Annotated in this window: 13 protein-coding genes and 3 pseudogenes; 4 read left to right on the top strand and 12 right to left on the bottom strand. The window is 42.7% G+C overall.

Annotation, left to right across the window (positions count from 1 at the left end; translation table 11 throughout):
• The first annotated feature begins 286 nt into the window (after positions 1 to 286).
• The gene (locus ACTQ3K_RS09195; RefSeq protein ID WP_441567275.1) at positions 287 to 802 is read left to right on the top strand and encodes a helix-turn-helix domain-containing protein; all 516 of its coding nucleotides are present in this window, start codon (positions 287 to 289) and stop codon (positions 800 to 802) included.
• 50 nt (positions 803 to 852) lie between these two features.
• Here ACTQ3K_RS09195 and ACTQ3K_RS09190 read toward each other — a convergent pair whose 3' ends face one another.
• The 12 genes and pseudogenes from ACTQ3K_RS09190 to ACTQ3K_RS09135 all read right to left on the bottom strand — a co-directional run bounded on the left by ACTQ3K_RS09190 (position 853) and on the right by ACTQ3K_RS09135 (position 10,072).
• Complete coding sequence (locus tag ACTQ3K_RS09190; RefSeq protein WP_441567273.1) at positions 853 to 1,269, bottom strand: hypothetical protein; 417 nt, start codon at positions 1,267 to 1,269, stop codon at positions 853 to 855.
• Positions 1,270 to 1,290: 21 nt separating this feature from the next.
• Positions 1,291 to 1,506 carry a hypothetical protein gene (locus ACTQ3K_RS09185; RefSeq protein ID WP_441567271.1) on the bottom strand — a complete coding sequence of 72 codons (216 nt, stop codon included), beginning with the start codon at positions 1,504 to 1,506 and terminating at the stop codon, positions 1,291 to 1,293.
• 38 nt (positions 1,507 to 1,544) lie between these two features.
• Positions 1,545 to 1,673 (bottom strand): hypothetical protein, encoded by a 129-nt coding sequence (locus ACTQ3K_RS09180; protein ID WP_441567269.1) that lies wholly within the window; start codon positions 1,671 to 1,673, stop codon positions 1,545 to 1,547.
• Positions 1,674 to 1,839: 166 nt separating this feature from the next.
• Positions 1,840 to 2,590, bottom strand: a pseudogene (locus ACTQ3K_RS09175) (Fic family protein).
• Positions 2,591 to 2,900: 310 nt separating this feature from the next.
• Entirely contained in the window at positions 2,901 to 4,304 is a 1,404-nt protein-coding gene (locus ACTQ3K_RS09170) for a site-specific integrase (RefSeq protein WP_441567267.1), read from the bottom strand.
• Positions 4,305 to 5,177 carry a helix-turn-helix domain-containing protein gene (locus ACTQ3K_RS09165; RefSeq protein ID WP_441567265.1) on the bottom strand — a complete coding sequence of 291 codons (873 nt, stop codon included), beginning with the start codon at positions 5,175 to 5,177 and terminating at the stop codon, positions 4,305 to 4,307. It abuts the gene before it with no gap.
• A 142-nt stretch (positions 5,178 to 5,319) separates the two neighbouring features.
• A complete protein-coding gene (locus tag ACTQ3K_RS09160; protein WP_441567263.1) occupies positions 5,320 to 6,414 on the bottom strand; it encodes a HigA family addiction module antitoxin in 1,095 nt (364 codons plus the stop codon).
• Positions 6,407 to 6,760: a hypothetical protein gene (locus tag ACTQ3K_RS09155; protein WP_441567261.1), complete on the bottom strand. Its 354-nt coding sequence runs from the start codon at positions 6,758 to 6,760 to the stop codon at positions 6,407 to 6,409. The genes ACTQ3K_RS09160 and ACTQ3K_RS09155 overlap by 8 nt, the downstream gene beginning before the upstream one ends.
• A 225-nt stretch (positions 6,761 to 6,985) precedes the next feature.
• Entirely contained in the window at positions 6,986 to 8,401 is a 1,416-nt protein-coding gene (locus tag ACTQ3K_RS09150; RefSeq protein ID WP_441567259.1) for a tyrosine-type recombinase/integrase, read from the bottom strand.
• Positions 8,402 to 8,414: 13 nt separating this feature from the next.
• Entirely contained in the window at positions 8,415 to 9,281 is an 867-nt protein-coding gene (locus ACTQ3K_RS09145; RefSeq protein ID WP_441567257.1) for a helix-turn-helix domain-containing protein, read from the bottom strand.
• 121 nt (positions 9,282 to 9,402) lie between these two features.
• A complete protein-coding gene (locus tag ACTQ3K_RS09140) occupies positions 9,403 to 9,621 on the bottom strand; it encodes a helix-turn-helix domain-containing protein (RefSeq protein WP_321038988.1) in 219 nt (72 codons plus the stop codon).
• A 52-nt stretch (positions 9,622 to 9,673) separates the two neighbouring features.
• Positions 9,674 to 10,072, bottom strand: coding sequence for a type II toxin-antitoxin system PemK/MazF family toxin (locus tag ACTQ3K_RS09135; RefSeq protein ID WP_441567255.1), 399 nt, complete (start codon positions 10,070 to 10,072; stop codon positions 9,674 to 9,676).
• Between the two features lie 1,094 nt (positions 10,073 to 11,166).
• On the opposite strand from ACTQ3K_RS09135, the gene ACTQ3K_RS09130 reads away from it, so the two are divergent.
• From ACTQ3K_RS09130 to ACTQ3K_RS09120, 3 genes and pseudogenes are all read left to right on the top strand, one after another.
• Complete coding sequence (locus tag ACTQ3K_RS09130; RefSeq protein WP_349141987.1) at positions 11,167 to 12,507, top strand: ATP-binding protein; 1,341 nt, start codon at positions 11,167 to 11,169, stop codon at positions 12,505 to 12,507.
• A 394-nt stretch (positions 12,508 to 12,901) separates the two neighbouring features.
• Positions 12,902 to 13,177 (top strand): annotated as a pseudogene (locus ACTQ3K_RS09125) (type II toxin-antitoxin system RelB/DinJ family antitoxin).
• Positions 13,178 to 13,201: 24 nt separating this feature from the next.
• Positions 13,202 to 13,315, top strand: a pseudogene (locus ACTQ3K_RS09120) (type II toxin-antitoxin system mRNA interferase toxin, RelE/StbE family); the annotation flags it as partial.
• Positions 13,316 to 13,395 lie beyond the last annotated feature (80 nt).

Below are 13,395 nucleotides of genomic sequence, written 5' to 3'. Positions count from 1 at the left end.
AATCGATATAACCAATATATCATGCCTTGGAAAGGGCTGTAGAAAAAGTAAACTAGACCTTTTATAGCCATTTTCAGTTGTCAAAGTACAGGTTTAATTTTTCATTTTAGGTCTCTGATGGTTACAGTGTATATCAACAGGTGGGGTATAAAAACCCCTGCTTATTTCTTGCTGTTTTATTATGATTTCAGTATAATAGAGTATATATAGGAAATAGACACGTACAGCATGTGGACTTACCGCCCGATAATCCTCATGTTTTGCGATATACAGGGAGGTTATTCTCATGGGGAAACAATCTACGAGAGAAAACAAGACGATTTATCAGATCTGCCGGGAAGAAGCCGGTCTTACCCGGTCAGAGGCCAGTGAAAAAATGTCTGCTGTTTCTGATTCTAAAATTGAAAAGTTCGAATATGAAGTGCAGGAACCTGCACCTTATGATATTGTACAGATGGCTGATGCTTATAAACGTCCAGATCTCTGTAATTATTACTGCTCTCATAAATGTGAGATCGGACATCGTTATGTTCCGGAAATCGAAATCTCCGACTTATCCAATATAATTCTGGAAACCATTGCCAGTCTGAATGAGATCAATCCTCTGACCACACGCCTGATTCAGATTGCCCGTGATGGTAAAATCAGTGACGATGAGATAAAAGATTTTGCAGTTATCAGCAACAAGCTGGATGAAATCTCCCTGGCCATAGATTCTCTGAATCTCTGGATTGATAAGACAGCCGGAGAACAGGGACTGAACATTGAATTGCTCCGAGAAGAAAAAGAAAAACAGAAATAATTGCGAAAAAACAAGGCAGCGAACCTGTCTGTGGTTCACTGCCTCTTTTCTTACATATGCTGTAACTGGTTTATGATGTATTCCGTTCTACGGATTGCTTCTTCCACCTGATGTCTGGCATTATTGATTCGATCCTGTACCATCCAGTCCACAACAAATCCATCAAAGAAATAATCAGCAAACGATAAGAAGTCCCCTGTATTGAGATTCAGATCACATGCCATATTCACATCATTCAACTCTCTGCTGAAATTGCGAAGATCATATTTTGCCTGTTCCATGTTTTGTCTGGCCTGTTCCATTTTAGACTGTTTGAACATTGTGGTAAAAAATCCCCCGCCAAACATATCTGCCAGTCCCCAGTTCTTTGCACTGTTCAGGTTATCTCTGGCTGTTTTCAAACTATTGATTGCTCTACGACCGGCATCTATTGCTTCTCTCTTTTCTTTTTCAATATCATATCCCATAAATCTTCCCCCTTATCTTCTTTATGAATGAGATGATACAAGTGCTATGATTCCACCAATAATCAGCAGCGGAAAAGCTATGTACATCAGTCCAGCGATAACCATCCCTATTAAGATGACCGGGAAGACTACTACTGTGCAGAGCAGTTTCATGATTCCCCAGGATACTTTTATTCCAAACATAAAGAACTTTCCAATAAACCAGATCATACAGATTGCAAATAATAACGATAACATATTCTGCTCCTTCTGACTCCTGTTATGATTTGAGCCATTCACTTTTTTGATTGTTTTCCTGATATAAATCCAGATGTATTTCTCACACCAATTTTATCACTGAATTCCGGATTTTTCTCAATTTTTTCAATCATCCGGATTCTCTTTATTCTCTGTGCTGTATCCATCTGCTCACCTCTTCTTCCATGCAATACCCTGTTGTTATTGCCAGTATAACTGGATCTTCCGACAAAGTACATATTATGATTGCGGAAATCAGACTGTTTAATCCTCAGATTTTGAGAAATACAGAAAAAATGAGCTGCCGCACGTTAATGCGACAGCCCCATTACATTAAATACGGACATAGCCGGTAGATGGACCTGCACCAACCTTTGCGATATACCCGCTCTTAACCAGATCCGTCAAAGTCCTTTCCACGGTAACTCTGCTTATATCAGGACAAAGCTCCATGATTTCTTTCTTTGTAATCTTGCCAACCTTGTTATCAATAACTGCTTTAATTCTATCAGGCTTAGAAAGACTGCGATGCTTCAAATGCTCTACACGACTTTCAAATTCATTATATGCTTTCAGCATGATACCCAGATAATACTTAACAAAAGGCTCATAGCTGTTTTCACCCTCATGCCAGCCAGTAGAACTTGCTTGAAGGGCTTCATAAAAAGAAGCGAGTGCAAAGTTCTTCCACCGCTTCAGCAGTCTGAAATGCGGGAACCGGAATAAAACGTGCTTTCTGATGACCCTCGGCATCTGTTTCTGCAATTACATTATCAGAGTTTTTATAACTTCCACCGGCAGCCCCCTGTGAATAGGAGTACAGATCTCGATGTAACTGTAAAATAATGTTCGATCTTGGATTGATATATTCATAGCCTTCGTGAATTGTGGAAAGCACTTCACGATAGCCGGCAATTTCCTGCTCAGATCGGTTGCAGGGTTCTGCTTTTTTGCTTACCAGTTCTTCCAAACGCTTATCACTTGTAAAAATAGCTGCGATTCGATTGGATGCTCCCGTACTCTGAACAAAAACGCGGAAGATTTCGTGAGAAACCTTCCGCGATAGTGCGCTGGTGTCCCTGATGTGATTCGAACACACGACCTTCCGCTTAGGAGCAAATCTGGCGGTTGGTTATCACGGTGCATTTTCGTCTGTGTATGTTCACGAATGTCTTTATTTTTCAAGCTTTTTTCAGATTCCGTATCGCTCTGTGTTCACCTGTGTTTTTAGATGTTCATGCGTGTACGCCCGTTCTGATTAGATAAAAATTAGATATATCTAAAAATGGCGGTAGGAACATTTTCCAGCTATCGCCTTTTTTAGATATTTTAAGCCCACAGAACCTTTTTTGCAAGGAACTGTGGGCTATGTAATACCTGAAATATTTTCTCTTTTATGTGAGTTTTTTCACCAGCGCCATCAGCAGTGCAGCCGTTGACTCATCACTCATAAGTTTTTCCAGAAGCCGCCTGTCGTCAGCAGAAACCGATGCCTGATTTCCTGATTCAGTTGCTCCGGAATCTTCAACAGGCTGCATGACTTCTCTCTTTTGGTAGAAAGCGTTCTCAAATAACTGTGCATTCAGTTTCCGATCATCATCAAGGATGTGTGAATACTGGTCGGTAACCATTTTTGCCTGTGCATGTCCGGAATCGCCCTGAACTGCTTTAATGTCGCCGCCATTCAGTTTTAACTTGTAAGTGATGCTGGAATGTCTGAGACTATGGAAAACCACCTTGGGAAGATTATTTTCCTTAATCAGTTTCTGAAATGAAGCGGTTATCGAAGAAGCCTCCGTAGGCATTCCATAATATCCGGTGAATACTAAATCATAATCCACGTATTCAGGACCCAGCGCTTCCCGAAGCTCATCCTGGTCCTTTTTCCAATCTACCAGCATTTCTGCAACTGTGCGAGGAAGAAAAACTTTCCGAACACTGGTTGCTGTTTTAGGTTTCTTCAAGACAAGCTGTGTTCTGTTCTTTTCTGAAAGAACAGGGAACTCGAAGATAACATCCTTTTCTTCCAGTTGACGAAGAGCAGCTCTGTCAACTCGTTGGAGTTCCTTGTTCACATATACATAAGCTGTGCCGTTTTTTATGCTTTCTTCCGAAATATCAATACACGACCAGGTCAGTCCCAAAAGTTCACCAATACGAAGTGAACAGGCAAATGCCAGATTGATTGCAAGCTTTAGTTTTGGATCATCACAAAGTTCCACCGCCTTCATGAGAGTTTCAGCGGTCCAAATATCTCTCTGCTTTCTTGTTGATTTGGGAACCGTAGCATATTGCGCAGGATTTCGAATCATCAGATCCCAACGGACTGCTTGTTCAAAGCAGCAGTGTAAAAGCTTATGTATACGCCGTACGGTTTCTGTTGAAACAAAAGATACTTCTTTCTTATATTTCTTATCTGTACACTTCGGAACGGCCTGTGTCCTCAACATCGACTGGTAATACTTTTCCAGAACTCTGGCTGTAATATCTTCTAGCTTCATTGCCCCAAGATAGGGCTGTATATAGCTCTTGATCATATTTACATTGGCGGAATACGTCGAAAGCGACCAGTTGCTCTTTCCGTACATGGCTATGTATTCTTTCAGAAGTTCATTCATCGTCTCACACTGCGGAATTACTAAGCTTCCAACCTCTTTCCGGTACTCAACCTCTGACTTGCGACGGACTGCATCCGCTCTTGTGGTGAAGCCTTCCCACTTTTGTTTCTTTTCTCCCTTTTCATCTTCATAGGAATATACCACATAATATCGTTTGTTACGTTCAACAAGAGATGCCATTTATCGCACCTCCTTTTGAAAGGTTGTATCCTGTGGGGACAGCCACCATTCTAGGGCTGAACGGCGAATACGGATCATTTTCCCCACCGTGAAGCTGTCCAACAATTCATCCTCTATCATTCGGTAGATATCCCGTTGCGATACTCCAATTAACAATGCTGCCTCTCTTGCGGTGAAACTGGTGCGATCAGAAGAAAGAATAGCTGTACGCTCAAAATCATCGACCTTTTCAAGGTCGTTCTGAAGCCCGGAGGTTTTCTTTGTTACTTTCTGATAGCGTTCCTGACTCTGATACCAATTTTCGAAGCTTTCCAGTGAAATACGCTTCTTGTCTGCCACTACGATAATATCAAAGATACCCTGATTCTTTTTCCTACCGATGATAGAATATACTTCATTACGTGTAATTCCCAGAAGTCTTGCCATCTGCGGCATTGTCATGGATGCAGCCTCAAGTTCAGCATCTCGTTCTCGATCTGCTTCGGTTCGATACTTGCGTTGCGATTTGTACCACGTCTCAAAAATGTCTTTTCTGATACGCATCCAGGTATCCACCTCAAAGGTCTCAATGTGATCCCGCTTGAGCAAGGCATAAACTACGTCATCAGACACCCCGAGAAGATCCGCAATTTCCTGAACGGAATAGGAGTACGACCGCAGTTCTTCACCGGGAGGAGTTCCATCAACCTTTTTGTGCTTGATCTGATTCGCATACCAGTGTTCAAAGCTTTTGACATTAACTCGCATAACTCCCTGAACGAGAGTAGTTTCAAAGCATTGCTTGTGTACGAGCCAATAGGATTCTGTTTTGCTCAATCCAAGAATCTGGCTCATTTCACGGACAGACATTGTTGTCTTTTCCGGTTTATTCATTTCCTCCACCTCTGTTTCAGATATATTCGATCGATCTGATGAGAGGATAACAGAAACTGAAGATAAAAATTAGGATGTCACTTAAGGTTTTTTCCTCAAATGACATCCTTGACAAGATATCTCCAATGATATTAGATGAATCTCAAAAAGAAAAAACATACTTTTCTTTAAGATGAGAACAACGGTTAGGTGGAATAATCTTTTCATGCTGCAGCCTACCGGCTACAATTCCTGGATGAATCCCAATCGACTTTGCGAACGCAACTATCTCCTCATCTGTTGTATACTTATTAGGTGAGAATTGTTTCATCTGTGCATTTGAAATCAAATAGTTGGAAGCAAACTCATCTGCATCTCTTTCGAGTGTATTATCCAATTCCGTCAATTCTTTTGTACTTGCACTTATGAACACGGTCTTTATTTTTTGCTGTAAAACATGTTTAATCTCATGAAAAAGCGAAAACCAAAACTTATCGGCATCCAGACCACGATTGTTCATTGCAAGAACCACTCTGTCACTATTTACCCATTTAACCGCACCATTTATACCCGAGTTTTTTAAGTTGGGCAATAGAACAAACGCGACTCCACATTCTGAAAAAATTTCTCTCATTCTTGGCAGAAAGTCTTCGGGATTTTTTACAGTCATTCCTCTAAGTTCAGGTAAAGCTGTTCTAAGCTTATCAGCATCAAATCTATTAGTCTGAATGCTTTTGGCAAAATTCATTGCTGTTTGGATCCATGCTCGGGCATTAATCATATTTTTTTCTTCCACGTTTGAGATCCCAGTTCTGAAATTTACCAAAAAATCCGGCTGTGTAAGAATTTGCAAATTTGAAATCATAAAATATTTGCATAGGTTCCCCACTTTTTCTCGAACATCCCTCGTTGCCGGAAGATTTGCCACTTTTACAAAATACGAATAATCAATCATTCCCACAATTGCTTTTTGAGCATCAAAATCTTTCGCCATTTCGATTTCAATAAGCTTCTGATCATACGCACTTTGAAGATTTAACCACACTTCTGGACTCGTTCCAAGCATCACGGCTATTTTTTTCGCAAGATCATTAGACAGATTAATCTGGCCATTAACCAAATTACTCAACGTTTTTGCAGTTGTCCCCATACGTGTGGCAAACTCAGCCTGGCTAATTCCCATGTCCTCAATAATATCTGCAACATAGTATCCAGGGTGAAAAGCCACTATATCATTGTATTCAGTTATGTTACTCATAATGGTTTGACACCTCCGTTATACATACTATTTTAATCATTCTGCACTTAGCCATAATATCGCCATCTATAATTTCATTTCCATTATCATCGCAAGGTATCATGGTAACTCTATATCCAGTATTCCCTAAATATATGCTCCATTCTCCCTTTCGATCACCATGCAGACCATGAAAATGAAATGGGGGATAGTTCACAATGTCTAAAAGTGAAGACGAGCTTTTTATAAAGTTTTCAGCAGCTTCAAGTTTCCTTTTTACCTGTTCAGGATATTTCCAGTTCTTTTTATATTTCGAACTGAATTGTTTTTCAGCTGTCTTGTTCTTATAGAGGATTTGCATTCCCAAGCTTGTCAATCACCTCCGTTTTTTGTTACCTTTTTGGTAACGATATTGTACCATGTATTAACCACGATGTAAAGGACCTCGAGGCAAAAATATTACCAAATCGGTAATAATTTTTGGAGTAACTGAGCAATCAAATATGAACTGATATATACACAGGCAAGCATTAGACGACAGGGAAACTATCGCCAAAATTAGAAGTTAGGAGTAACAGCCATATTCTGTACTTTATTTCAGGCTTTTGGCCAATGCTGTGAGAAGATTTGCCATCTCCGGATTGGACAGGATCTTCAAAAGAAGCTCCTGATTGATACCGGGGGCGTCTGAAGCATCGGAAGGATCGGCGCTTTCTGCATCGGGTGTATTTCTCTGCACATCCGGATTCAGGTCTTTCCCGCTGTAGAAGGCTTCTTCCAGACGCGCTGCATTCGATTTTCTGTCGTCATCCAGAATATGCGAATACTGGTCGGTTACCATACTTGCTACTGCGTGACCGGAGTCACCCTGAACAGACTTGATATCTCCGCCGTTCAGTTTCAGCTTGTATGTAATACTGGAATGACGAAGGCTGTGAAACACGACCTTGGGCAGATCATGCGTTTCGATCAGTTCCTTAAACAGAGACGTGATACGGGAATGCTCAATCGGGGTTCCAAGGGAGTTCGCCACAACAAGATTGTAATCGATATACTCCTTTCCCACGGACTCTTTTGTAAAGTCCTGATTCAGCTTCCACTTGACCAGCATTTCAGCAACGGTTCTCGGAAGAAACACCTTTCGAATGCTGCTGGTTGTCTTTGGCTTTTTCAGAATCAGAACTGTTTTATTGTTCTCTTTCATATCCGGAAAGACACGAAGCACATCCTTCTTCTCAAGAGCATCAAGAGCAGACTTATCCACTCGCTGAAGCTCCTTGTTGATATAAACAAAGGCTTTACCGGCTTTGATGCTTTCCGGCGTAATATCGATGCAGTCCCAGGTAAGACCAAGAATCTCTCCGATACGCATGGAACAGGCAAAGGCCAGGTTGATGGCCAGCTTCAAACGATCATCCTCACATACTTCAAGAGCACGGAAGAGGGTTTCTGCATCCCAGATGTCACGCTTATGGACCTCCGGCTTGGGAACTGTCGCATAGATTGCGGGATTCTTCTCCATCAATTCCCATTTCACAGCCTGATGAAAAGCGCTGCGAAGGACATTGTGAATTCTCTTTACAGTTCCGGCTGTTACATAATCTCTTTTCTTGGTGTACTTCTTATCAGTAGCTTTCCGCGCTGCCGGTGTGGTCATAAGCTGCATATAATACTTCTCCAGAACACGGGCGGTAATGTCCGAAAGCTTCATGGAGCCGATGAAAGGAGTTATGTAGTTTTCAATGAGAGCAATTGTACTGGAATACATGGAGATGGACCAGGTGTTCTTACCGTAGAGAGCCACATACTCCTTTAAAAGGTCCTCCAGCGTTTTGCATGTAGGAACCACCATGCTTCCTATCTGCTGCCGATATTCAACCTCAGATTTCCTGCGCTTTGCCTCTGCCAAAGTTTTAAAGCTTTCCCATTTCTGTTTTCGTTTTCCGTCTTCTGCATCATACAGATAGACGACATTGTATCGGTTTCCTCTTTGCACGATTGATGCCATGACTTGTCTCCTTTCAATTTTCTACATCCATTTTCTGCTGAAGGAGCCACCATTCGATCTCTGATTTGAGAATCAGATAGCGGTTCCCAAATTTCTTTGCCTCCAATTCTTCTTCGGATATCATCCTGCGTATTTCATGCACCGGAACATCGAGAAGAACAGCGGTTTCTTTGATATCGTAGGCCTGCTTGTTTGGATCCACCATCAGCCTTGGCCGCTTTTCCTGTTTCTGCAGCATTCGAATCCTTTCCTGTTCCTCGGGGGAACGATCTTCAAATTTTATGTATTTGCATTGTCCTCGGTACCAGGTCTCAAAGCTTTCTTTTGTGATCCGCTTTTTTTCAGCCACCGTGAAGTATTCGAATACACCGGCACATTTGGGACTGGCCAAAAGGTTATACACTTCTTTTCTTGAAATCAGAAGCATCTTCGCGATCTCCGGCATGGTATAGCCCATTTCCTCCTGCGCCTTATCCCGTTCCCGATCTTCAGCTGTACGGTACTTTGTCTGTCCCTTGTACCAGGTCTCAAACACATCTTTTCGGATTCGCTTCCAGTAATCCACCTCAAAGGTCTCTAAGTGATCCCGCTTGATTATGGCATAAACCACATCATCGGATACACCGAGAAGATTTGCCATTTCCTGAACAGAATAGGAGTAGGCTTTGAGTTCAGCTCCCGGCGGCGGACCATCCACCTTTGAGTGCTTCACCTGATTTGCGTACCATTTTTCAAAGCTCGCGATTACTACCCGCATCTTTTTCTCGACGATAATCGTCTCAAAGACATTCTTATGTACCAGCCAGTAGGCGTCAGTCTTTTTTATCCCCAGCATGCACTGCATTTCCGAGACTGACATTGTCGTTCTTTCATTCGCCATCTATGCGACCTCCTTATAAAGTTTTAACCAGGTCATATGACCTGGTTAAAAGGTACCGGATATTCTTTTGAATTGTTAGGATGTCAATCCGGCCAAAAGCCTCCATCGACATCCTTGACAATTACAGTGTTTTCTGCATCCACTCTTCAAAGCTGGGTTTGGAGATTCGATAGACGGTTCCGATCTTAAACCACTTGAATTCATTCTTATTCAGGAGCTTCAGAACCGAAGGCCTACTGATACCAAGAATCAACTCAATCTCGCTTATCGAATAGCACATCGTTTTCAGAACCGGCTCTTCAACCGGAATAGGGTTCTCATATACTACTGTGTTTTCCATTATGTATGTCCTCTCTTTCTTTTATTTATCTCTGTTCATCTGAATCTGATCGTCATGGGAATTCCACGGATTCCGGAATAGGAATCGGATCCTCCGGATCCAGATGAAGACTTACGCGGATACTGTCGTCAATGCGCTCCATGTGCTTTTGACTCGTTCGTCCCAGGTATTTGATTACCTGACACTTATTGATGGTGACGATCTGCTCCGCCTCGCTCATGGAGGTTTCATCCAGACCGCGCTGCTTTTTGAGAACGCAGTGTGTAGGCTGGCCCAGCTTCTTCAGTTCCGTAGTAAGCGGCACGACGATCAACGTCGGTCCGAAGAAATTACCGCTATTGTTCTGAATATTGATGACCGGTCGAACGCCGCCCTGAATATTTCCGCGATGCTCGCCCAGATCTGCCAGATAGATATCACCGCGTCTATAGTTCCAATTTTTTCTAAGCATGTTTTCTCCTCCTCATGTAGGTTCTATGTAAAAGGGCGGGATATCGCTTCCCACCCAAGAAAGCCGCTAAGGGCTTTTTCTCCCAGTAACTATGCAGCACCCCATTCGCAAAACCGCAGCTATGCTGCTTTTTTGCTCATGTGGTTAACTCGCCATATATCGATGACAAAACCCATGTGCAAGCACCTGGTTTTGCATCGCTGCATGGCTCTGCATAGTCGCATAATATGTTATCCCCACATTTGTCCTCGACACCCCTGGGAACTGGCAGGTGCTCTGACCTACCGGGAATGCATTCAGGCGTCTGGCTGCTACCAGATCCATGGGAATCTAACCCCTCCGTGGTTCTCACCGAGCTGCGTACAGAAGTATCATTGTGCTGTGATGGATCAATGCTGTATATCGGAAGCAATCCGATACTTACAGGCCAGTTCACGCTCCCGCCTCCTAATGGCGATCGTTGCGTTCATCCGCTGATGTGGCTCCCCATCATAGGGTTGTGCCTGAAGAATGGTATGTAATTTTCAAGGTTCCTGTAGAGGAGTCGTTTGGCTCCTTACATGTACAAGTTTAGTCCATACGGATGGATGTTTTTAGGTACCGGCTGTACGGGTTGCCCGCCCTGGTTGTACGGATTTGCTATAGTTTTTTCAGCAGAAGGGAGTTGCGGCAAATAACAATAAATAAAAGGCAGACCCAGATACGCTGAAATATACTCAGTGTATCCAGGCCTGCCTTTGAGGCTGAGGGGCTGCTGCCATTGTCTATCTCTTACTTGCATTTAATTCGATTCTAACTCGTTTTAATTCGTTTCGTGTTGAGTTAAATTTGTTTTTAACTCGTTATTACGAGTTAAAAATGCTTTAATCATTTATGTAAAGCCCCCTGCTTTCTAGCAGAAGTTCCGAATCAATGTCCTGGATTTGCTTTTCCATGCAATTCTAAGAATTTTAATATTGCTTTTTCGTGCGATTTCAAGAATATCAAACTTGCTTTTTCGTGTAAATCATGAGCGTCTGAACTTGCTTTTTCGTGATTTCAGAGTTATAATCAGATCATATTATGGATATACTATCCTCAAAGGAAGTGATGGAATGCTGAAAAGAAAAATATATGATGCGCTCGTTACCTGGAAAAACAGCAGCAAAGGGACGACGGCCATGATGATTGACGGAGCGCGTCGTGTTGGCAAAAGCTTTATTGCCGAGCAATTTGCGAAGGCGGAATACAAAAGCTATATTCTGATCGACTTTGGACGGGCTCCGACAGATGTACTGGACCTGTTCGTCAACGATAGTGCAGATCTTGATTTGTTCTTTGCAAAGCTCGCAGCTTTTTACTCCACAACTCTTCATAAACGTGAGTCATTGATCATCTTTGACGAGGTGCAGCAATACCCAAGAGCACGCCAGCTTATCAAATATCTTGTAGCAGATGGCCGGTTTGATTACCTTGAAACAGGTTCACTGATCCGACTGAAAAAGAATGTACAGGATATCATTATTCCGTCGGAAGAGGATCATATTGAGATGTTTCCGCTGGATTTTGAAGAGTTCCTTTGGGCTATGGGCGACGAAGCAACTTATCCGCTGATCCGACATTGCTTTGAAACCAGGAAACCCCTTGGTGCAACACTTCACCGGAAGATCATGAACGACTTCCGCCAGTACATTCTGGTCGGGGGTATGCCTCAGTCTGTTCTTGCTTATAGGAATGGCAAAGACTTCGAGGCATCCGATGTTGCCAAACGCAGGATCCTGAAGCTGTATCGCGAAGATGTCGCAAAATTTGCAGAAGGTTATGAGGATAAAGTGTTTGCCGTGTTTGATGGCATTCCGGGGCAGCTTTCCAAAAAGGAAAAGAAATACAAGCTTTCTTCTCTCGGAAAGCAGGCTCGTTTTCGAACCTTTGAGGATTCTTTTGTATGGCTGAATGAAGCCATGGTAGTAAATACCTGCTTCAATGCAACAGACCCTCATGTCGGGCTTGCACTAAGTGCTGATCATGCCACACAGAAGTGCTATATGGCAGATACCGGACTGCTTGTGACGCACACTTTCCAGGATAAGAAATACACAGACAACGAACTATATCGCGCGATCCTCTTTGATAAACTGAATATCAACGAAGGAATGCTGATGGAAAACATTGTTGCGCAGATGCTTCGCCACAGTCGTTCACGCCTGTATTTCTATTCCCGCTCCGATAGTCGGAACCGGGAAAACCACATGGAAATAGATTTCCTGATTACCGAGGGAAAGAAAATTGCCCCCGTAGAAGTGAAATCCGGCAATTACCGTTCCCATTCTTCTTTGGATAAATTCCGTAAACACTTTTCTTCTGCCATTGGCAACTCTTATATTCTTTATACCAAGGATGTTATGGTCAAAGACGGAATCATCCATCTGCCTCTGTATATGGCAGAACTGCTGTAATACCTTGCAAGCCTGCGGAGCTCCTGCAGGCTTACTTTTTATGTTTTACCGGCTTTTCACGACCGCGAATAATGTGTAATATTCGTGACATGGAAGGATTTCATCAGTTATAACTGATGAAATTTGGTAAATTATACTTTTTATCAGTTATAACTGATAAAATTGGAATATAGGATCTCGTACAGATTTTCAGGCCTTTTGCGATTTCTGTCATCTGAGTCACCACATCCAGAGGCTTCGTGTGGCTGTCCATCTTGTCATGATCTTTCCCCATGAGCAGCTAGTCGGTGCTCACATGGAAGCAGCAGGCCATGGCAATCCTCCAAAATCATTTACTTTGCAATGCAAAATGCATATAATATAGGTGCAGTAGTAAAGAAAGGAGTTGACATTCATGGCTACCACTACTAATTTCACCGTCCGTATGGACAGCGATATTAAGAAACAGTGCGAAGCGATTTATGGCGAATTAGGCATTAACCTTACCACCGCAATCAATGTGTTTCTTCGCTAGTCTCTCCGTGCCGGCGGTTTTCCTTTTGATGTTCGCCTGGATCAACCGAACAAGGAGACGATGGCGGCAATGCTGGAAGCGGAGCGCATTGCCCGTGATCCGTCCGTAAAACGCTACTCTGATGTTGAAGAAGCATTGAGGGCGTTAAAGGAATGAACAAGAATTTAGACATCGTTTAGACATCGTGAGTGCCATATTCAGCCAGATTGGTTGTTGGTCTATCGGATTGAAGATGATTTACTGATACTGACATTATCCCGAACAGGAACGCACAGCGATCTGTTCGGAAAATAGGAAAGGGACACTCGGTTTTTCTATCATTCCTTCTTGGAAAAATGTGATTTTATCACGGAGAGCGCCTCCGAAACAGGTTA

It is taken from the genome of Candidatus Paralachnospira sp. LCP21S3_A2 (genome assembly GCF_052118925.1).
GTDB lineage: Bacteria > Bacillota > Clostridia > Lachnospirales > Lachnospiraceae > Lientehia.
Note: the sequence above shows the minus strand (reverse complement) of the source record. Positions and strands in the feature narration are given on the sequence as shown.